The organism is Ensifer sp. D2-11, assembly GCF_054161295.1.
Window position 1 is genome coordinate 98505 of the sequence record NZ_CP096436.1, and the last position, 20178, is coordinate 118682.

19 protein-coding genes are annotated in these 20178 nt (G+C 61.3%); 13 read left to right on the plus strand and 6 right to left on the minus strand.

Going from position 1 to position 20178, the window contains the following annotated elements; all coding sequences use genetic code 11:
* Positions 1-255 precede the first annotated feature (255 nt).
* A complete protein-coding gene (locus M1D34_RS31695) occupies positions 256-396 on the minus strand; it encodes a hypothetical protein (protein ID WP_498786596.1) in 141 nt (46 codons plus the stop codon).
* 24 nt (positions 397-420) lie between these two features.
* On the minus strand, positions 421-642 hold the full coding sequence (locus M1D34_RS31700; protein ID WP_498786598.1) for a hypothetical protein: 222 nt from the start codon (positions 640-642) through the stop codon (positions 421-423).
* A gap of 514 nt (positions 643-1156) precedes the next feature.
* Between M1D34_RS31700 and M1D34_RS31705 the strand changes: the two genes are divergently transcribed.
* From M1D34_RS31705 to M1D34_RS31750, 10 genes are all read left to right on the plus strand, one after another.
* On the plus strand, positions 1157-2272 hold the full coding sequence (locus tag M1D34_RS31705) for a PQQ-dependent sugar dehydrogenase (protein WP_498786600.1): 1116 nt from the start codon (positions 1157-1159) through the stop codon (positions 2270-2272).
* Positions 2273-2596: 324 nt separating this feature from the next.
* The gene (locus M1D34_RS31710) at positions 2597-3832 is read left to right on the plus strand and encodes an adenylate/guanylate cyclase domain-containing protein (RefSeq protein ID WP_498786602.1); all 1236 of its coding nucleotides are present in this window, start codon (positions 2597-2599) and stop codon (positions 3830-3832) included.
* 195 nt (positions 3833-4027) lie between these two features.
* The gene (locus M1D34_RS31715; RefSeq protein ID WP_498786604.1) at positions 4028-5134 is read left to right on the plus strand and encodes an alpha/beta hydrolase; all 1107 of its coding nucleotides are present in this window, start codon (positions 4028-4030) and stop codon (positions 5132-5134) included.
* A gap of 65 nt (positions 5135-5199) precedes the next feature.
* The gene (locus M1D34_RS31720) at positions 5200-5610 is read left to right on the plus strand and encodes a cyclophilin-like fold protein (RefSeq protein ID WP_498786606.1); all 411 of its coding nucleotides are present in this window, start codon (positions 5200-5202) and stop codon (positions 5608-5610) included.
* Between the two features lie 138 nt (positions 5611-5748).
* Positions 5749-6645, plus strand: coding sequence for a LysR family transcriptional regulator (locus M1D34_RS31725; RefSeq protein ID WP_498786608.1), 897 nt, complete (start codon positions 5749-5751; stop codon positions 6643-6645).
* Between the two features lie 69 nt (positions 6646-6714).
* A complete protein-coding gene (locus M1D34_RS31730; RefSeq protein WP_088196166.1) occupies positions 6715-7440 on the plus strand; it encodes a dihydrofolate reductase family protein in 726 nt (241 codons plus the stop codon).
* A 58-nt stretch (positions 7441-7498) separates the two neighbouring features.
* Positions 7499-7621: a hypothetical protein gene (locus M1D34_RS31735; protein WP_498786610.1), complete on the plus strand. Its 123-nt coding sequence runs from the start codon at positions 7499-7501 to the stop codon at positions 7619-7621.
* 395 nt (positions 7622-8016) lie between these two features.
* Complete coding sequence (locus tag M1D34_RS31740) at positions 8017-9003, plus strand: SDR family NAD(P)-dependent oxidoreductase (RefSeq protein ID WP_498786612.1); 987 nt, start codon at positions 8017-8019, stop codon at positions 9001-9003.
* Positions 9004-9241: 238 nt separating this feature from the next.
* Positions 9242-9799 (plus strand): hypothetical protein, encoded by a 558-nt coding sequence (locus M1D34_RS31745; protein WP_088196164.1) that lies wholly within the window; start codon positions 9242-9244, stop codon positions 9797-9799.
* A 159-nt stretch (positions 9800-9958) separates the two neighbouring features.
* Positions 9959-10453: a hypothetical protein gene (locus M1D34_RS31750; RefSeq protein ID WP_498786641.1), complete on the plus strand. Its 495-nt coding sequence runs from the start codon at positions 9959-9961 to the stop codon at positions 10451-10453.
* A 418-nt stretch (positions 10454-10871) separates the two neighbouring features.
* On the opposite strand, the gene M1D34_RS31755 is transcribed toward M1D34_RS31750, so the two are convergent.
* From M1D34_RS31755 to M1D34_RS31770, 4 genes are all read right to left on the minus strand, one after another.
* The gene (locus M1D34_RS31755) at positions 10872-12257 is read right to left on the minus strand and encodes an adenylate/guanylate cyclase domain-containing protein (protein WP_498786614.1); all 1386 of its coding nucleotides are present in this window, start codon (positions 12255-12257) and stop codon (positions 10872-10874) included.
* Between the two features lie 191 nt (positions 12258-12448).
* Positions 12449-13471, minus strand: a complete 1023-nt coding sequence (locus M1D34_RS31760; protein WP_498786616.1) for an SMP-30/gluconolactonase/LRE family protein — start codon at positions 13469-13471, stop codon at positions 12449-12451.
* A 32-nt stretch (positions 13472-13503) separates the two neighbouring features.
* Positions 13504-14271 carry a glucose 1-dehydrogenase gene (locus tag M1D34_RS31765; protein ID WP_088196161.1) on the minus strand — a complete coding sequence of 256 codons (768 nt, stop codon included), beginning with the start codon at positions 14269-14271 and terminating at the stop codon, positions 13504-13506.
* A 108-nt stretch (positions 14272-14379) separates the two neighbouring features.
* The gene (locus M1D34_RS31770) at positions 14380-15372 is read right to left on the minus strand and encodes an aldo/keto reductase (protein WP_164831250.1); all 993 of its coding nucleotides are present in this window, start codon (positions 15370-15372) and stop codon (positions 14380-14382) included.
* A 989-nt stretch (positions 15373-16361) separates the two neighbouring features.
* Here M1D34_RS31770 and M1D34_RS31775 point away from each other — a divergent pair.
* From M1D34_RS31775 to M1D34_RS31785, 3 genes are read left to right on the plus strand one after another with little or no spacing between them, the layout of a single operon-like run.
* Positions 16362-16976, plus strand: a complete 615-nt coding sequence (locus tag M1D34_RS31775) for a (2Fe-2S)-binding protein (protein ID WP_127627010.1) — start codon at positions 16362-16364, stop codon at positions 16974-16976.
* A gap of 3 nt (positions 16977-16979) precedes the next feature.
* A complete protein-coding gene (locus M1D34_RS31780) occupies positions 16980-17978 on the plus strand; it encodes an FAD binding domain-containing protein (protein WP_498786619.1) in 999 nt (332 codons plus the stop codon).
* The gene (locus M1D34_RS31785; protein ID WP_498786621.1) at positions 17975-20110 is read left to right on the plus strand and encodes a xanthine dehydrogenase family protein molybdopterin-binding subunit; all 2136 of its coding nucleotides are present in this window, start codon (positions 17975-17977) and stop codon (positions 20108-20110) included. Before M1D34_RS31780 ends, M1D34_RS31785 begins: the two co-directional genes overlap by 4 nt.
* The last annotated feature ends 68 nt before the right edge of the window (positions 20111-20178 follow it).

Sequence of the window (20178 nt, forward strand, 5' to 3'; positions counted from 1 at the left end):
GCGCCCGGTGAAGCCCAAGATGAATGCCTACGACGACATCAGCCAATAGGCGGAGAGCCAGTGAACATCGCGCATGCGGCTGCTGTCCGGCATCGGCAGGAACTCGAACACCGAGCGAGAGATGATGATGCTCGTCATCAGAAGAACAACCATGTTGGCGATCAGCAGCAGATGCAAGGCGAGCGTGACGATGCAGCGCGCATCGTAGCGCCCGCGGAACAGGTTCCTGAACCACAGCCGGTTGACGTTGATATGTCAGGCCAGCACGGCAAACACTGCCGTCCCAAAGGCCTCGTGCGGCAGGTTGTCCAGCCACCAGTAGGCGAGCGACAGCAGGAGCAGGATTGCCATCGCGCCGGGCACGGCTAGCCGGTTGAAAATTACGGTGTACTTCATGACGAGCTCCAGTCGAACAGATAATCAGGAGTCATCGCCGAAGCGGAGCGCGTCGCTGAAGGTGAACATGAACTGCCGGTGCCGGCGAGAGCGCTGATGACAGGCATAGCATCGGGCCACGTTCTCATCGGCCTTGATCGATTGGTCGGGCAAGAAATACTGGTATCCCCAATCATCGATGCCTTCGCCGAGCTTCTGAGGGACGAGGTATCGGTCCAGGACGTCGCTCTGGTAGTCGAGGAACACGGCATGCGTGCCAACGCGATTGGGCGGCGATCCCTCGAGTTTGCATTTCGATTTTTTCGATAGTCTGTCATCAGGTGACTCGCCTTCCGGCGGAAACCGTTCACCGCGCGTCAATGCCCTGTCAGATGCCGGATCGATCCGTGCGGCAGAGATAGTCGATGCTTTGATCCACAACTAGACGGCGGAAACTGCATGTCGTCATGAGTTGGCATTCCTGAGTTTGTCGATAGCGAGGTCCCTGATCGAGACTCGTCGAACACCCCCCAGCGTAAAGTGGCCGGGTGAGCAATTCATGAACGTCGCTCATAACAACATCCAGAGTTCATAGGCTAATCAATAGCCCATCTTTTTGCTTTATTTTTGAGCGAGATGGCGGGCGTGCCTGACCGTTGTTGCGATCCGCTCGACCATCATCCGTTTGAAGCTCTGCATCGTCACTCACGGCCGAGCTTACAGAAACACGCACACACCGACCGGAGGGATCATGGTTCGATGGAAGACACTCCTGGCATCGGTGGCATTGGGGGCCGCGTTTGTCTACCAAAGCGGTGCGCAGGCCCAAAGGATCAACGCCGGCGATCGGGCCCCGAGCGCCACCGTTGCTTTCGGCACACAGGCCGTGGCGGGTTTCGATACGCCCTGGGCTCTCGCGTTCCTCCCCGATGGGCGGCTGCTTGTAACCGAAAAGCCGGGACGGATATTCCTCGTCACCCAAAACGGCGAGAAGATTGAACTCGGTAACGCGCCCGAGGTCGCTGCTTCCGGTCAGAACGGCATGCTCGACATTGCGGTTGCACCGGATTTCGAGACCAGTTCGACGGTCTACTTCACCTATGTCGAGCCCGACGCTGGTAGCAGCCGACTTGCGCTATCGCGCGCGACGCTTTCCGTTTCGCGTAGTGAAGCAACGCTCGCCGACGCCAAGGTGATCTGGCGGCAGACGCCGGGCGGCGGAGGCGGCCAGCCGGGCGGCATCATCGCCTTTGACCCAACCGGAACGCATCTGTTCCTGTCGGTCGGCGAGAGGATGCGGCCTGACACCGCCCAGGATCCTGAACAGGCGCGCGGCAAGGTGCTACGTCTTAACCTGGACGGCAGCACGCCGCCGGACAACCCTCTCGCCGCACACGGCGGCGTGCAGGCCGAGACGTGGACGACGGGCCATCGCAATCCCTATGGCCTCGCCTTCGCGCCCGACGGCCGGCTCTGGCAGCATGAAATGGGGCCGCGCGGCGGCGATGAGTTGAACCTGATTGAACAGGGCCGGAACTATGGCTGGCCAATTGTTTCCAACGGCGACGAATATAGCGGCGCCGAGATTCCCGACCACGATACGCGGCCCGAGTTCGCCGCCCCGGCCGTCTATTGGAACCCTGTCATATCGCCCGCCGGTCTTGCCTTCTACGACGGCGCGATGTTCCCGCAATGGCAAGGTTCCGCGCTGATCGGTGGCCTCTCGGTGCGCTCGCTCGTTCGCGTTGCCTTCGACGCCGATGGCAACCCTGACGAGGCCGAGCGCTGGGACATGGGCGCGCGCATCCGCGATGTCGCTGTGGCCCCCGACGGCGCGGTCTGGATTATCGAGGACGCCGAACCCGGCCACCTTCGGCGCCTGACACCGGCCGACTAAAGCCGCAGAATACAGATTTCCCGGTCCCGCTTCGGCGGCTTTGATAAGGAAGGAAGCGACAAAGAGATCGCCGGCACGGTTGTGTGGCCCTGCTCGGATCTCGCGCCTTCACCACTGGCCTCGTCGACGGTGGGTAGACCACCAGACCGCTGCCGGCAAGGGCCGGGTTGGTGAATATCTGGCTAAAAAGCGCAAGCGACGCAGGTGTTTGATCCGGCTGTTTCAATCACCCCGAATCGTCAACGATGGAAAGGAGGCCAGACATGAGCGAGAACGATAAATCAGAGAGCTTGTGACTGCCGTGCCGTTTGGACCTGAGCTGATATGCGCAATCCTCCAATCCTGAGATCTATCTGGGCTCGTATCACCGCCCTGCCAGAGCATGTTCCGCGAGACCTGGCGCGCTATTACATATACTGGAAGTTCTTCTACATCCTGGCGGGCATCGAACACACGCGGATGCTGGTGTTCTTTCTTCAGTCCGGCGTATACCTGATGGCGGTCTTCAACGTGTTCAGCGTGACCGTGTTCCTTGCCGCCTTCCTTCTGCTGAAAGCCGGCCGGTACCAGGCTGCCTATTGGAGTGCAATCGCCGAATTGCTACTGCATGGCATCGCCGCCACCATTTGCGTTGGTCCGCAGTTCGGATTCACCAATTACACCTATCTTGTAGTCGTCCTTGTGTTCATCCAGCCCTTCTATTCGTGGCGCGTATCATTTCTTTTGGCGGCGCTCGCACTGGCGAGCGCTGCCGTGGTGACCGTATACGGCCTCGACAACCCACCACTTTATGTGATGCCCGAAGAATGGGCGCGGTCAATGATCGTCGGCCAGGTCGTCGCTTGGCCTATCTCCGTCCTGATCATGGTGCTGCCATTCATTCGCGCGTCCGCGCGGGCAGAGAAAGAGCTTGCGGCGGCTTATGCCGAAAGCGAACGGTTGCTCCTGAACATCCTGCCGCAGAAAATTGCGAAGCGCCTGAAGGCCACACCCGACATGATCGCAGACGATCGCGAGAGAGTGGCCATCCTCTTTGCCGATATTGTCGGCTTCACGTCTATGTCTGGGCGCCTGCCGCCGACCAAGGTGGTTACCCTGCTTAATGACGTGTTCAACGCGATCGACGAGCTCGTTGAGAAACACGGCCTAGAGAAAATCAAGACGATCGGCGATGCATACATGGTTGCCGCGGGGTTGCCTGATCCGATCGACGATCCCGACGAAAGGATTGCGAGGTTGGCGTTGGAGATCATCGAGACTGTTCCTCGCTTCAATCCGCCCGGATCCCATGACCCCCTTGAAGTACGGATCGGAATCAATGCGGGCCGCGTCGTCGCCGGCGTGATCGGCAACCGCAAGTTCGCCTATGATCTGTGGGGCGATGCCGTCAACGTCGCAGCGCGCATGGAAGAGACGAGCGAGCCTGGACGAATCCAGGTTACCAACACTTTCGCAAGCCGCTTGCGTGAACAGTTTGTGTTCGAGGCGCGTGGCGAGACTGAGGTTAAGGGGAAGGGACTGGTCCGAACCAGCTTTCTCGTCGGCGAAAAGACACATTGACCTCCCGTACCCTGACGCCCTGAGCGTTTGAACGGAAGGCAACGCAGGCCGGCCCATAGCGGTGAACACCGTTCCGCAGTCCGATTAGACTGATGAATCCACCTCATAACAACATGCGAAGCAAGCGGCCTAATCAATGAACCGCTGACCGATTAAATTGACGGCATCAATTTATCGCCTGAACGGAGTTCTGTGATGAACGACCAACATGAAGCCAGCGCTGTAATTCGGCAGCAGGATGAGCCGAACATCGGTCGGCGCGATCTTCTCAAGCTGACCGGGGCCGGCGTCGCAGCCATCGGTGCTGCATCGCTTTTCAGTCCTTCCAACGCAAAGGCTCAGAACATGTCAAACGAATGGGACAAGGTCTTCCCGCGCAACGAGAACGTCGATCACGAGAAGGTCACGTTCAAGAACCGCTACGGCATCACCCTGGCGGGCGATCTCTATCTGCCGAAGGACCGGCCTGATCGACGGCTGCCGGCCATTGTCGTCGGCGGTCCGTTCGGCGCAGTTAAGGAACAGTCCTCGGGCCTTTATGCGCAGACCATGGCCGAGCGCGGCTTCGTCACGCTGGCCTTTGACCCCTCCTATACCGGGGAAAGCAGCGGCGAGCCCCGCAACGTCGCCTCGCCCGACATAAGCACCGAGGATTTCATGGCAGGAGTGGATTTCATCGGCCTGCACAACTCCGTGGACCGCGAGCGGATCGGCGTCATCGGTATCTGCGGCTGGGGCGGCATGGCGTTGAGCGCCGTAGCTGTCGACAAACGGGTGAAGGCTGTTGTCGCCAGCACCATGTACGACATGACCCGCGTCATGTCGAAGGGTTACAACGACAGCGTGACCCTCGAACAGCGCACGCAGACGCTGGAGCAACTGAGCCGGCAACGTTGGGACGATGCCGCTAGCGGCGCGCCGGCTTACCAGCCGCCCTACAACGAGCTTAAGGGTGGCGAAGCGCAATTCCTGGTCGACTACCACGACTATTACATGACGCCGCGCGGATACCATAAGCGTGCGGTCAACTCTGGCAACGCGTGGACGCAGACCACGCCGCTGCCGTTCATGAACATGCCGATCCTGACCTATATAGCGGAAATCTCCCCGCGCCCGATCCTGTTCGTCCACGGCGAAAATGCCCATTCCCGTTACTTCAGCGAAACCGCCTTCGCGGCAGCAGCGGAGCCCAAGGAACTGATGATCATTCCGGGCGCCAGCCACGTCGATCTCTACGACAAGGTGGATGTGATTCCGTTCCACAAGCTACAGTCGTTCTTTGAGCAGCATCTCGCCGCATGACGAGGCCGATGGCGTCTGTGTTAGGGGCATCGGCGCCACCCCAAATTGAACAGGAAGTGGAAGACATGCGGAAGCTGTTGCTGATCGTCGCGGCCATCTCATTCGGAATGGTTGGAACTGCCGTGGCTCAAGAGCGTATTAACATTTCCTCCGACTGGGGCGAGGTTACGGCCGAGCTTGAAGACAACGATGCCACCCGCGCGCTTGTCGGCATGTTGCCGCTCACCATCGAGATGAGCGACCATCTTCGCCAGGAAAAGACTGGCAATCTGCCGTCCACTTTACCCGCCGTGGGACGGCAACGCGACTTTTCAGCCGGCACGCTGGGGCTCTGGGCCTCCGGTGACTTCGTGATCTATTATCGGAGCGGTCGCGTGCCGTCGCCCGGCATCGTGGTTCTCGGACACATTACTGGTGATGTTTCGATCTTTGACCGCCCAGGCCCCGTCACTCTTAGAATTCAGCGCGTCAACTGAAGCCGATTTAGAGCAAGGGAGCTATGGCGCGCGTGAATCAGGGGCGCGACCCCTATGCGCCGCAGTACAGCATCGATCACTGTACCTGCCTTGGCCTCCTTGCTACAATCGTGCCTTATTTATAAGAAGGATTCATGAGTGACGCGCCAGAATGTCAACGACCTGCTTGCGTTCATTGCCGTGGCACGCGAAGGCAGCTTCACCAAGGCCGCGGCCCGGTTCGGCATCTCGCAATCGGCACTCAGTCATACCATTCGCCAGCTCGAAGCGCGACTTGGCATTCGATTGCTCACACGTACGACACGTGCGGTCGCACCGACAGAAGCGGGCGAGAGGTTGCTTGCCAGGATCGGTCCGCACTTCGACCAAATCGAAGTTGAGGTCGACGCACTCAACGAGCTGAGAGAGAGACCCGCCGGAACGGTTAGGATCGTCGCTCCGGACTATGCGATCAACAATATCCTTTGGCCGAAGCTGAAAAGCTTTCTGCCTAAATTTCCGGACATCAAGGTCGAACTCCTGCTCGACAACGGCCTTTCCGATATTGTCACCGAGCGCTACGACGCCGGAATCCGTATGGGAGACCAACTCGCCAAGGACATGATCTCCGCTCGCATCGGACCGGATTTCCGGTTCGCCGTGGTCGGGGCCAAATCCTACTTCAAGGATCGTGCCGTCCCCGAGGTCCCGCAGGACCTCATGCAGCACGACTGCATCAACTATCGCTTTCCCTCATCCGGTGCGCTTTACGTGTGGGAATTCGAGGATCAGGAAGGTCGCGAACTCAAGATCCACGTCGACGGGCAGCTCGTCTTCAACAACATCTTCCATGTGCTCGATGCGGCGCTCGCCGGCCACGGCCTAGGGTATGTTCCCGAGGAAATCGCGCTGCCGCACATCGCAAAAGGGCGACTCCAGCGCGTGCTTGAGGGCTGGTCTCCCTTCTGGGATGGTTATCATCTTTACTACCCGAGCCGGCGGCAATCCTCGCCAGCCTTCGTCGCCCTGGTGAACGCCCTGCGCCATCGCGACTGACAAACCGTCACGAAGCGCCCAGACGATGCGGCGGTTCTGCCCTTCTACCACACTCTGAGGAGTCGCCCAATGCGTCCCTACATCATCTGCCACATGATCACCTCCATCGACGGCCGTCTGCATCCGAGCCGCTTCACGGAGGCGGCTGCCGGAGTCTCCGCAGACGCGCTGTCCAGCCATTATGAAGAGGTCGCCGGCCGATTTGAGGCCGAGGGCTGGATCGTAGGCCGCAAGACCATGTCGGAACTGGCCACTGGAGCGAAACGCGTCATTACAAACGCTCCGAGCGTGGCGCGTGAACCGCATGTCGTCGATCGCAACGGCCGGAACCTCGCGATCGCCATCGATCCCTCCGGCCGCATTCACTACGGTCAGGATCATATCGGCGGCGATCATATAATCGCGGTGCTGAGCGAGCAGGTTTCCGATGCTTATCTTGCCGAACTGCGCGAGGACGGCGTTTCCTATATCTTCGCCGGGCCGACGGGTGACGACCTTCCCGGCGCCATGGCACAGCTTGCGAGCATATTTGGGATAAGGAGGCTTCTGCTTGAAGGAGGCGGGACCATCAATGGCGCTTTTCTTCGCCATCGTCTGATCGACGAATTCAGCACATTGATCCAGCCGGCCGTCGACGGCGTCGCCGGGTCACCGAGCATCGTCGACTACAACGGGGTAGACGGCGCGCATCCAGGTGCCGGGCAAGCGCTGCGTCTGATCGGTTTCGAAGCACTCAAAGGGGGAACGGTGTGGCTGCGCCATGCGGTTGAGGAAGCGCCCGGCCCAAGGCCCTAGAGCCAAACGCCGCGAATGGAAACGTCCATGACACGTACATTCATAACCGGCAGCACAGATGGGCTTGATTGCGGAATTGGCCTATGTTCAGCCCGGGCCCAAGCTCACCTATCGCTTCTCTAAGTTCAAGGATGCTGCCGACCTTCGGGACGGCAATGTCGAGGAAGCTGCTTTCGGCTGACGCGTCAAATGGCTCGTTACCGGCTTATGACGGAGCCGGAGATATAGACGGAATGAAGGACGTGAGCCTCGATCGCGGCCGAAATGCTCTCTCCGCAAGCCGCCGTTCGAGCCCAAGAACAACGATGACATCGGCAGGCTGGTCACAGAATGAATGGCGCCCCGCTGCCCGATGATCGGGCCGCGCTTCGCGTTGAAGTTGGCGCCATGGCTGCCGCCCGGCGGCACGCAACACCTCAGACTTCGGCACCGAGCGAACGGATCGGAGTGAGCGAGGCAATCGGCTTATGCCGCATTGATGAATCTGCCTCATAACGACATGCAGGTTTAAGCAGATAATCTCCTGAGAAAGGGAGTCCTATGTTGATGCGGAAACCATGAAAGAGGGTGAACCGCATGACCAAGATGAGCAGACGCACACTCTTTCTGTCTGCCACAGTGTTGGGCATCGGAAGCATCCCCCTTTCACGGCGCGGATATGCTGAATCGCCCGCTGATCTCACCGCCGCCGGAACCGGGGGGGACGGTCTGGTGCCCAGTGGAGATCGGTTCGGCGTTGGCCTCTACAATACGCAGGAAGTCGCAGACGAGTTGCGCTATATTGAAGAGAACATCCATCCACAGGGTGCGGCGGGAAGCAAGCGCATCCTGATCACCGGGTCAACAGGCGGGCTCGGTCAGCTTGACGCCGCGTATCTGCTCCGGCGGGGCCACCGCGTCGTTGCCCATGCGCGCAACGCGCAACGCGCCGCCGACGTGCGGCGCGATCTGCCCGGCCTCGAAGCAGTCGTCATCGGTGATCTCCTGAACCTCGAAGAGGCCCGAGCACTCGCCTCCCAGATCAATGATCTGGGCGCGTTTGATGTCATCATGCACAACTCCGGGGAATACGGCCTCGCCAACACTGAAATACTCAACGCCAACTCCCTGTCTCCCTATCTGATGACATGCCTCGTCAACGCGCCTCGCGAAGCGTTGGTCTATCTCACATCGGACCTGCACCTGGGCGGCAACCTCAAGCTGGAAGAGCTTCGCGGCGGCGGCACGAATGTCACCTACGACGACAGCAAGCTCCATATGGCAGTGCTCTCGGCGGCACTCGCCCGGCGTCGCCCCGACCTGCGGGTCAACGCGGTCGCTCCGGGCTGGGTGCCAACAGTCATGGGATTCCATAACGGGCCCTACGCACCCGACGATCTGCGCGCCGGCTACATGACGCAGGTCTGGTTGGCCGAGGGCATGGATGCCGCCAGCCGGACTACCGGGAAGTTCCTCTTCCATCAGGAAGAAGAAAGCCGCGTTCACGCCAATGTCTACGACGAGGCAGCACAGGATGCCTTGCTCGCCGCTTTTGCGAAGCGGACGGGAGTATCGCTTGGATGAGACGGCAAGATGAGGATTCCACGAAGGCTGACGGGGTGGAAGATCTTAGCTGGTTTCGGTGGAGTCCTCCTTGGGCTCTGGGCGATCGGACATGCAAAAGCGATCGTCGCAATCAAGGGATGAGCGGATTGCTGAGCCCGCCATCGCCAAAAGCTAGGCGCCGAAACTATGAAGGTAGTGTTCATTCGGTGGGGACTGAGAGGCTGGGACCGATCATAGTCATGAAAGGAAGGATCAAATGAAGAGCGTAACCTTGCACACACCCAGGGGCATGCGGGGTCTAAGACTATTAACCACTATAGGCATTGCTGCTGTGGTCGCGCTGGGAGCCGTCCTGCTTCGGGTGCCTCCTGCTGCTGCACATCACGGGTGGCCCGGCTTCCATACCGACCGCCTCGTCTATGTCGCGGGAACGGTTTCTTCCGATGGTACCTGGGGCAACCCGCACTCGCTTTTCGATATAACCCTGGACAGCAACCTGCCTGCCCACACTCCCGAACTGGCGATTCCAGAGGAGTTGCAAGATCCCGAGGACAGTGTCCGGGTCAAGGCCGCTCTCTCCTACAATGGCCCCCACCCGGAGTTGGAGATAATCATCGCGCCGCCGGCCTGGTCGGGCAGTTGGGGCCTAGGCCGTCCGCTGAAGATCGGGGAGCGCTTCCAGGCGGTCGGCTACATCAATCGGACAGATGACAGTCTCTTTCGTCCAGTTGTGTTCTGGTATGGGGATGACAACGTGCCGGTAAACCAGGTGCTCGGCAACACGCTCCCGGTACGAGCGCCGCTGCCGCAATAGGCTTGCTGAACGACGGATGCGAGCACCACGCCGATCAGCAGGTGGAAGCTGAAGTGTAAGACTTCGTGTCGGGTGGCGTGTTCGGGGTCATCATCATCGCAGCAGGCGCGGGTGAGTTCCTCCACCTGCGCCATCCCACCGGTCGGAATTGAACGGAGTATACTTGATTTGCTTAACTCGTTGCTGATGCTGTTGCAGAGCTCTGCGCTTGGCGAGGCGGTACGAAATGCCCAATACCTCTATCCTGTGCTCGAAGCCATCCATATAATGGGGATTGCTCTGCTTGTCGGCCCCGCTTTCACCTTCGACCTGCGACTGCTGGGAGTCGGACACCGCGTCGTGTCAGTAACCACAGCCGCGCGCAATCTGCTGCCCGTCTCCCACATCGGCATGGCCATCGCCGTTACCACGGGCATCGCACTGCTCAGTGCGCAGGCGACCGTGGTCGCTGGTACGGGAGCTGCACCGTGGAAGTTCGCCCTGCTGATCTTAGCTTGCCTAAACGTGCTGATGTTCCACTACGGCATCTACCGCCGCGTCGATGAGTGGACGGATGCCGCCGTGACTCCGGTCGCCGCCCGCGTGGGGGCAGGAGTGTCACTGATCGCATGGACGGGCGTGATCTTCGCCGGTCGGCTCCTCGCCTACACCTGATCCTGGGAGCGTCAAGCTACCTTGGAACGCACTGACTGACGGTGGTTGCAAGACCAATCCACCTTCAGCGGAGCTCCCCGAATGATCGGCGCGGCGGGCGACCTGCCCGCTTACCACTGATCCAACCCGCCCGTCGATGGCACAGCGGGTACGCCTATCATCGACTACAACGGAACGGCCGGAGTGGACCCGGCACAGGACTGACGCTGCGCGTGATCAGCTGCGAAACGCTTGAAGGTGAAACAGTGTGGCTGCGCCATGCTGTGGAGCGCGCGCCGGGTTGAGTGACATGGGAACTCCCCGAACATTTGGCAGCGTGTTCGACCTTCAATCAGACGCCGGGCGCCGGATCTTGGGCAATTACATCCTCGCCAGCATGGCAGGCCTATTTGGGTCGGCGTACAACGACCGAATCAACTCACGAACCACTCTCATCGATAGTAGGCGCAGGTCCTTCCATAGTTCGAGTTTCAGTCGCCACGGTGTTTTCGTCCAGCACGTATATCGCAACTGGCTGGTCCCGATTGCGAACAGAGTGAGGGCCAAGAGGCCGGAGCCCGCGAACGCGGTCACGCACAGCATGGTACGTCGCGCCGCAAATGAGGCAGCTCGTCCCCAGTTCCTTGTTGAGAGCTTCGAGCCGTTGAGCGAGATTGACCGTATCTCCGTAAAGCGTGAAAGACAGCCGTTCGTCGCTGCCAACCGTGCCGGCGGCAATCGGCCCCGTGGCTATGCCGATCCTCAGTCTCAGGTGATTGCCAGTGAAGTCACGAGAAGAGACCAGGGTCAGGATATCACGCGCGGCAAGTACCGCTTGAAGCTCGTGATCGCTCGACGGCAGCGGGGCGTTGAAAGCTGCAATGACAGCATCTCCAAAATAATTGACGATCATTCCACCATGCCGAGTAACGACCTCGCTTACAGCGGAAAAAAGCTCGTTCAAAAGGTTGATGATCTCGGCGGGCGGTAGTTTCTCGGAAATCGCGGTAAAACCCTCCACATCGGCGTAGAGCAGCGTCGCATCCCGCAGTTGCGGGGCAAGCTGCCCATCTTTCTCAAGGTTCGCAATGACCGATGCCGGCACGTATCTCCCAAACTGCCGTTGCAGGTTGCGGCGTCTCTCCTCTGCTGCCACCCTTGCGAGGACGACCGAGCGAGCGCGGCCTACGGCAATTGCAACAATGCTCGTAACGGCCACCAGGATCAGCGCCTCTTCGAGGCGCGACGCTGTGCCAAGGAAATTGGGGCTCAAAACGGTTTGAAAGAAAATCTCCCGCGACGGTGCATAAGGAAGGTCGCTGAACGTGACCACCCGTTGCATGCCCTGGGCAATCCAGTACGTGGCCAGACCCAGGCCAAAGGCGCAACAGAAACCTGTCCAAAGAACCAGTCCGGGCGAGAGGGTCAGGACAGAGGCGGCGACAATCAGATAATAGTAGTCGGCCCGGCTCGTCAGGAAAACAAGATTTTGCGGAATATCATCACCACTGCTCAGTGGCGCAAATGCTATGAGCGCGGAAACCACGGCCACGTCCACTGCGAAGTATATATGGCGTGCCGCACGCTCCCACGGCCGTCCCAAGGTCGTGAGGACAGCCAGACCACCGAGGCCCAGCAATAAAGTGACACCCCAGATTTGGACGTTGGCAGGATATTGGTAGCCTGCGAGGAATGTGAACGCCAATACAGTGACTGCGATCGACCTGCCGATGACGGCCAGCCGAAATCCGTTTCGTTGCGCCGCTGCAAGGACGCGGTCGCCGTGGCTTGCGTGAAAAGCAGTCTGAATGGCTTCCTCTGACATTCGATCTCCGATCCGACTGAAGGAAACAGCCAGGTTTTCAGGATCCTCCTCGCTCGCCATTATTCAGCAGCTGACAAATTGTGGCGGCCAGCAAGGAGTTAGCGTCAGTTTAGCAATTCGTTGGCGCGACACCATCGAGGATCAGCAGCGCGCAGAACTCGACCTCCAGTCCAATGGGTTCGGCGGCGGCTTCAGTTCAGCGAGAACGGCCGCAAAGCCTGGGCAAACACCTTGGCATGAAAGATCGTAGCGCCCTCACCGCCGCTCCCGTCGCTGGTCACGGTATAGAGATCTTTCGTGCCGGGCCGGATGGCCATGCTGGTGGATTGTAGATTGTGGCCTCCATCCCGGCCTGGCAGCAGCACTTGACCGATGGGAATTCCGTTCTGGTTGAGGACCAGAACGCGGCCCTGGCCGTAGATCGCCACATAAAGGTTGCCATCGGCATCCGCGCGCATCGAGTCTGGCGCAGGGCCTGTGAAATGGTACGCGATTGCCGAACCGATCGGTGCAATGGTGGAGGCGTCGGCCAACTCGATCCGGTGCAGGAGGTTGCGCCCGAACTCCGTCACCCAGAGCGCCTTGCCATCTGGCCGTAGCGCCACGCCGTTGGCCATGGCAAGGTGCGGCAGCACAGGTCTGATCGTATGGAGATCGGGCGACGTATAATAAACTCCACCTTTCGGATCGGTCGTGGTCCCCTTGAAGTCGGTGAAGTAGAATCCGCCGTTGGCGTCGAATACGAGATCGTTCGGCATGTAGCCGGCCTCCGGTGGAATGATCGCTTGGAGCCCCGATCTATCGAGATTGACCGCCATTATTGCGCCGACCCCGTTAGGAATGTCCAGGGCGGCGACGAAGAGCCGACCGTCCGGGTGAAAAGCGAGGCCACCCGGAGAGAGACGGTCCAATGTCACGACGGTCGAGAGCTGCCGGTCCGGCGTCAGCCGCAACACGCGCCGGCCCGGCACGTCGCAGAAATACATGTTGCCCCTTTGGTCGAAGGTGGCGCCTTCGAGCACGATCCCCTCGGCCGATACCTGAAACCAGGGCGCCGCCATGACGCTTTGCAGCTCGCGCTCCGAGGGCGGGATCGGCACCGGACCCTGCGTCCGGGCATCATAGGTCAGCTGCTCGGACAGCGGCTGCTGGGCCAACGCTGCGTGGCTGAAGCCGAGCCCGGCGAGGGCAAAGGCAAGCCCGAGCGTGGCCATGTGTTTCCTTGCCGACTTGGGTTTTCCGCACGTCATTGGGCCGTGAACCCGCCGTCGACGAGAAGCGCATGGCCGGTCACAAAGCCCGATCCAGAACTGCACAGCCACAGCACGGCGCGCGCGGTCTCATCACCCGTGCCCAGCCGTTTCATCGGCAAGTCGCGCAGCAGGTCGTCCATGTTGAGCATGCCTTTGTCCAACATGTTCGACACCATGGGCGTGTCGATCGTGCCAGGGCAGACGGCGTTGATGCGGATGTCGCGGTCGGCGTATTCGAGCGCCACGCTCCGCATCAGCCCAATCACGCCGCGCTTGGTGCCATGGTAGGCCGCGATCCCCGCGCGGCCGACGACGCCGCCGGTCGAGGGGCAGTTGACGATCGCTCCGCTGCCTTGCTCTCGCATCTGCCGAGGCCCATGCTTCATGCACGCCCAGACAGCGGGCTGGTTGATGGCGCTGAACCGGTCGTACTCCTCGGCCGACTGGTCCGCCGTGTCTGACGCAGGAACCTGGATGCCGGCATTGTTGAAGGCCGCATCGAGACGGCCAAACTCCGCGACCGCACGTGCGACCATATCGGCGAACTGAGCTTCGTCGGCGACGTCGCAATGGATGCCGATCGCCTTTCCGCCCGCCGACCGGATCTCCTCGACGGCCCGGTCCAACGGCTCCTGATCGAGGCCTGTCACAGTGGCTGCGGCGTCAGCGCGCGCGAATGCCTTCGCCGTGGCGAAGCCCATGCCCGAATTGCCTCCGGTCACCAATTGGACCTTGCCTTCAAATTTATACGTAACGTCCATGGAGATCCTTCCTGAGGAAAGGCACGCCGTGGCTCACCTTGAGAGTGAGGCAAGGCCGTGTCTGCGCCGCTGGATCATCGAACCGACCAGCGAGTGACGGTGGTTCGCTTAATCCTGGCCGATCTGGGCCATCTGCTTCGCATCCATGCGGCCGCCATAGATCTCGAGCCGCGCGAGGCCCGTCTCGATCTCGTTCAGGTCCTCAGGCGTAAGTTGGACGTTGACGGCGCCATTGTTCTCGCGGAGGTGGTCCATGTTGCCGGTGCCGGGAATTGAGACGATCCACGGCTTCTGCGCCATCAGCCACGCAAGGGCGATCTGGGCGGGCGTTGCATCCTTCTTAGCGCCGAACGTCCTCAGAAATTCGATGACTGGCTGGTTGTTCGTCATGACCATCGGCGAGAAGCGCGGGAACGTCGCTCGCAGGTCATTCTTTGGGTCCATGGTCGACTGCACGCCCACGTCCAATGTTCCCGGCAGGAAGCCTTGCCCCAGCGGCCCCCACGGAACGAAGCCGATACCCAATTCCTCGCAGACCTGAAGCACGCCGTTGCGCTCCACGCTGCGCTCGATGAGCGAATATTCCGTCTGAATGGCTGACACCGGCTGCACCGCGTGCGCACGACGAAGGGTAGCGGCGCTCGGTTCCGACAGGCCGAAATGGAGCACCTTTCCTTGCTGGATCAGGTCCTTAATCGTGCCGGCCACATCCTCGATCGGCACCGTCAGATCGACCCGGTGCTGGTAGTAGAGGTCGATACGGTCGGTCCTGAGGCGCTTGAGCGACTCCTCGACGACGCGCCGGATGCGCTCCGGACGGCTGTCGAGCCCATTGGTGCCGTCGATCGCGAAGCCGAATTTGGTCGCGATCTTGACCTCGTCTCGGACAGGCTCAAGCGCTTCGCCAACCAGTTCCTCGTTAAGGTAGGGGCCATAGACTTCAGCGGTGTCGAAGAATCTGACGCCCTGCTCGTAGGCCTCTCGAATGACACGGATGCCTTGGACCTTGTCCACGCCCGGACCGTAATGACCACCGCTGAGGCCCATATTGCCAAAACCCAGTTCGGATACTTCCAGGCTGCCTAGCTTTCGGGTTTTCATTGTGCTTCCTCCTGTAGCGCGGTCTGCAGATTGGGCGGCGGCCGGGCTTGTCCACGACCCGGCGCCGAAGGGTAGGGCGGCGCCGGCGACGGTGGCCCCGGCTGCCATTAGGAACCGCCGGCGATCGGTCGACACATCCTTCTCCTTTTTGGCCATTCGATCGTTGTTCGGTTCCATTCTCATACTCGATACCTCTTGGTCGCTATTTCGAAGTGTCTCGCCGGTGTTGGCGTCAGACTCGCAGAAAGCCACCGATAGCTGAACGCCTTTCTCTTCCAGTCGGCGCGCGCCAATAGCGAGGGCTTTAATGACTATCCTACGCGGCGGCCGCGTCTGTGATTAGACGGAGAAAATCGTTTGCCGTCATGAACCGTTCTCATAAATTCGAGTATCCCGTGCAGGCAAAAGGCGGACTGCTCTATAGCGTCAGAAGCGTTTCTGCTTCGCGACAGCTCCCCTTGAGAGCGCCAGCGCATAGTGCGGCTGGGTGCCTTCGAGGATGGGTGGCGCGTGCACCGGACGACCTCGAAATGGAGCATCTGACCCAGACTGGCTCGCAACGAGCGAGGAACCTGCCGAGAAGGTGAGCGGCCGTTACTGGCACCAACGACGGCAAGAGACAACGGCGCGCGAAGTGTCTGATCCGAAGTTTCACGACCAGCTCATGGCCAAGCTGGCTGAACCGAGCGGGATCACCATCTTCTGAGACGACCTCCAGCAGCGTCAGTTCGCGAAACAATGGCTCTAAGCCCTTCGCGGGAACGCCTTCGGGCGGCTCGGCCACAAGTGCCATTGCCCGCCGACTCGCTCATGAATCCTGCTCATAACCTCATGCGAAATAGCTCATGAAACCTTGCCGGAGCTCCTCCGTTTGAGGAACTTGCGGGTACTCCGATCCAACTGCGTCAATTGCCCGGCGGGCGTGTCTCCAGCATCAGGAGTGCTGCCCCTCCGCTCGAACAGATTCGCAAAAGACAGGAGGCATGCCGATGACCAGCCCCGATGTGACCCGACGAGAGTTGCTGGAGTACACCGCATTGACAGGCGGTGTTCTGCTGGGAGGACAGTTCATGCCGGGAGCTATGTCGCTGGCGGTCGCACAGGAAGCCCGGCCGACGTCCTCTCCGCTCGAAGTGGTCTTGCGTGTAAACGGAGAAGAGCATCGGCTCTCCCTTGATCCGCGCACCACGCTGCTTGACGCGCTCCGTGAGCATCTACAACTGACAGGCTCGAAGAAGGGCTGTGGTCTCGGACAGTGCGGCGCCTGTACGGTGCTGATCGATGGCAAGCGCGTCAAATCGTGCCTTAATCTCGCCGCGCTCTCCGAGGGGCGCGAGATCACCACTATCGAAGGCCTTGCCCAAGGTGACAAGCTCCATCCCCTGCAGACCGCCTTTATTGAGCGCGACGCCTTCCAGTGCGGCTACTGCACGTCCGGGCAAATCATGGCCGGCGTAGCTTGCATCAGCGAGGGTCATGCGGGCTCGCCGGAGGAGATCCGCGAATGGATGAGCGGCAACATCTGCCGCTGCGGCGCCTATGACGGCATCGTCGCTGCGATTCAGGACGCGGCTGCCGCGCCCGGTTCGGTGCGGGGAGGTTGAGCCATGCATCCGTTTATCCTCGAACGCCCGCGTGACCTTTCCGCAGCGCTTGCACTGGGCGCCCAGGCCGGCCGCACGGATGCGCCGGCCGAATACATCGCCGGCGGCACCGATATGGTGCAGCTTCTGCAGGAAGATGTCCGCCGGCCCGAAAGGCTGGTGAGCCTGGCGGGCCTTCTAGACGACGGAATCGAATTCGGACTACAGGGGCTAAGGCTCGGAGCCGCCGCCACGATGGCGGATGTGGCGGCTCATCCAGATGTGGTGCAGCAGTTTCCTCTCATATCCGATGCTCTGCTGAATTCGGCGAGCCCTCAGGTCCGCAATCAGGCGACGATGGGCGGCAACCTGCTGCAGCGCACGCGCTGTCCCTACTTCCGGGATGTCGGCTACGAGGCCTGCAACAAGCGCACGCCAGGTTCGGGCTGCGCCGCGCTCGATGCCGAAAACCGCTGGCACGCCGTTCTCGGCACGAGTGACAACTGCATCGCCGTCAACCCCTCGGATCTTGCTGTGGCGCTGGTCGCGCTCGATGCGACGGTCGAGGTGCGCGGAGCCGGCGGTGAGCGCTCGGTGCCGCTTGCCGACTTCCATCGCCTGCCCGCCGACACGCCGCATATCGAAACCGTGCTGGAGCCGGGCGAGGTGATCAGCGCGATCATGGTGCCGGCCAATCCGGCGGCGCGGCGCTCACATTATCTCAAGGTACGTGACCGTGCCTCCTTCGAGTTCGCGGTCGTATCAGCCGCGGTGGCGCTGGACATGGACGGCGACCGCATCCGGCAGGCGCGCGTTGCCCTTGGCGGGGTGGGGACCAAGCCGTGGCGCGTTCCCGAGGTTGAAGCGGCGCTCGCCGGCGCCAGCCTCGACCCCGCTGCCCTCCGGCAGGCTGCCGCTCTTGCCGCCGAGGGAGCGCAGGGGCGCGGCAGCAACGACTTCAAGATCGAACTGATGCAGCGCGCCATCGTGCGTGCGGTCGAAACCGCAGGAGCTCGAGCATGACCACCGCCGTTATCGGAAAGCCTATCAGCCGTGTCGACGGGCGCGCCAAGGTCATCGGCAGCGCCACTTATGCCGCCGAATTCGATCAACCGAACCAAGCCTATGCGGCAGTTGTGCGGAGTACGGTCGCCGCAGGCCGTATTACCTCGATAGAAACAGCGGAAGCCGAGCAGGCGCCTGGCATCGTCGCTGTTCTCACCCATCGCAATGCGCCCAAGCTCGCCTATGCTCCGCATAAGGGCTTCACTGACCCCGCGATCGGCGAGCGGCTCCATGTGCTTCAGGACGACCGCGTGAATCATCAGGGCCATCCGATCGCCTTGGTCGTTGCTGACACTCTGGAACAGGCGAACCACGCGGCGACTTTGCTCCGCGTCACCTACGCGCCCGAGACCGCGGCCACCGATATCGATGCTGGCGAACCGGTTCTGCCAACTCAGCAAAAAACTGACCAGGCCACAACCCAGCCGCCCGAGACGCGGCGCGGCGATCCCGGCGGGGCGCTTGCAAGCGCCGAGGTCAAGGTCGAGCAGACCTATGTCATCCCGCGCGAGAACCACAACCCGATCGAGATGCACGCCACGGTAGCAGCGTGGAATGGCGACCGCCTGACGCTCTGGGACAAGTCACAATATGTGTATGGCGTGGCCGAAGAGATCGCCGCTGTATTCGGTATTAGGGCGGAGAACGTCCGCGTGGTCTCTCCTTTCGTCGGTGGCGCCTTCGGTTCGGGGCTGCGCGCCTGGTCGCATGTGACGTTGGCGGCGCTCGGCGCGCGCGTCGCCGGGCGCCCGGTCAAGCTGATGCTATCGCGGCGCGAGATGTACTATGGCACCGGCTTCCGGCCGCACACGGTTCAGAGGGTCGCCCTTGGCGCCTCGCGCGACGGCCGTTTAACGGCCATCCTGCACGACGGATACGAAGAAACGTCCACCTACGAGGAATTTGCGGAGGCCCTACTGGACGCGACGCGAATCCTGCATTCCTGTCCGAATGTCTACACGCGCCATCGTCTTGTGCCCATGAACGTGCACACCCCCATCTGGATGCGCGCCCCCGGCGAGGCGAGCGGTGTCTTTGCGCTGGAATGCGCACTGGACGAACTCGCGGTGGCCCTGGACATCGATCCCGTCGAGCTCCGCTTGCGCAACGAGCCGGAGCAGGACGAGTTCAAGAGTTTGCCATTCTCGAGCCGCTCGACCCGGGAATGCTACCGCGTTGCGGCCGAGCGGTTCGGCTGGAGCCGCCGGACGCCTAAGCCTCGCTCGATGCGGGACGGACGCTGGCTGATCGGCTGGGGCATGGCGACGGCAACCTATCCAGTGAACTTTGCGCCGGCTTCGGCCATGGCGCGTCTTCTGCCGGATGGGACCGCCGAGGTGACAAGTGCCGCCAGCGACATGGGACCGGGCACGTGGACATCCATGACCCAGGTAGCCGCCGACACGCTCGGCTTGCCCATCGAGCGGGTCAAGTTCAGTCTCGGTGATACACGGATGCCGAGAACACCCCCGCATGGCGGCTCGATGACCATGGCAAGCGTCGGTAGTGCCGTCCAGGCAGCTTGCCGTAAGGCGAGGGAGGATGCGCTTGCCCGTGGTGGAGCCAACGATCTCGTCGGGGCCATGGCTCGTCTGGGCCAACCCGTCGAGGCGACGGCAGACTCGACTCCCGGCGATGCGGGCCAGCGCTTTTCCATGCACTCCTTCGGCGCCGTGTTCACGGAGGTCGCCGTCGATCCGGATCTCGGCGAGACACGCGTGCGCCGCATCGTTGGCGCCTACGGTGCCGGCCGCATCGTTAACCCGAAGACCGCCCGCAGCCAGTGCGTCGGCGGCATGATCGGCGGCATGGGCATGGCGCTCATGGAGCATTCCGTCGTTGACCCCCGCAACGGGCGCGTTACGAACGCCAACCTCGCCGAATACGCTGTTCCCGTGCATGCCGACGCGCCGCCCGTCATGGACGTGATCTTCGTGGACGAGGAGGACCCGCACGTGAACCCGCTCGGTGTGAAGGGCCTCGGCGAGATCGCCCTCGTCGGCGTCGCCCCGGCAATCGGCAACGCTGTCTATCATGCCACGGGAAAGCGCCTCCGCGAGCTGCCGATCACGCCGGACAAGCTGCTCTGACTGGCTACCAGGCGAAGGCTCCGCACGGCGGGCAACAAGAAGTGGCGCGCGAGAGCGGCGGCTCGGGA

Excerpts from the sequence above, each read along its gene's own strand:
- M1D34_RS31695 (WP_498786596.1), bottom strand. The coding sequence starts at position 396 with ATGAAGTACACCGTAATTTTCAACCGGCTAGCCGTGCCCGGCGCGATG.
- M1D34_RS31710 (WP_498786602.1), top strand. The coding sequence starts at position 2,597 with ATGCGCAATCCTCCAATCCTGAGATCTATCTGGGCTCGTATCACCGCC.
- M1D34_RS31715 (WP_498786604.1), top strand. The coding sequence starts at position 4,028 with ATGAACGACCAACATGAAGCCAGCGCTGTAATTCGGCAGCAGGATGAG.
- M1D34_RS31720 (WP_498786606.1), top strand. The coding sequence starts at position 5,200 with ATGCGGAAGCTGTTGCTGATCGTCGCGGCCATCTCATTCGGAATGGTT.
- M1D34_RS31730 (WP_088196166.1), top strand. The coding sequence starts at position 6,715 with ATGCGTCCCTACATCATCTGCCACATGATCACCTCCATCGACGGCCGT.
- M1D34_RS31735 (WP_498786610.1), top strand. The coding sequence starts at position 7,499 with ATGGGCTTGATTGCGGAATTGGCCTATGTTCAGCCCGGGCCCAAGCTC.
- M1D34_RS31740 (WP_498786612.1), top strand. The coding sequence starts at position 8,017 with ATGACCAAGATGAGCAGACGCACACTCTTTCTGTCTGCCACAGTGTTG.
- M1D34_RS31745 (WP_088196164.1), top strand. The coding sequence starts at position 9,242 with ATGAAGAGCGTAACCTTGCACACACCCAGGGGCATGCGGGGTCTAAGA.
- M1D34_RS31755 (WP_498786614.1), bottom strand. The coding sequence starts at position 12,257 with ATGTCAGAGGAAGCCATTCAGACTGCTTTTCACGCAAGCCACGGCGAC.
- M1D34_RS31760 (WP_498786616.1), bottom strand. The coding sequence starts at position 13,471 with ATGGCCACGCTCGGGCTTGCCTTTGCCCTCGCCGGGCTCGGCTTCAGC.
- M1D34_RS31765 (WP_088196161.1), bottom strand. The coding sequence starts at position 14,271 with ATGGACGTTACGTATAAATTTGAAGGCAAGGTCCAATTGGTGACCGGA.
- M1D34_RS31770 (WP_164831250.1), bottom strand. The coding sequence starts at position 15,372 with ATGAAAACCCGAAAGCTAGGCAGCCTGGAAGTATCCGAACTGGGTTTT.
- M1D34_RS31775 (WP_127627010.1), top strand. The coding sequence starts at position 16,362 with ATGACCAGCCCCGATGTGACCCGACGAGAGTTGCTGGAGTACACCGCA.
- M1D34_RS31780 (WP_498786619.1), top strand. The coding sequence starts at position 16,980 with ATGCATCCGTTTATCCTCGAACGCCCGCGTGACCTTTCCGCAGCGCTT.
- M1D34_RS31785 (WP_498786621.1), top strand. The coding sequence starts at position 17,975 with ATGACCACCGCCGTTATCGGAAAGCCTATCAGCCGTGTCGACGGGCGC.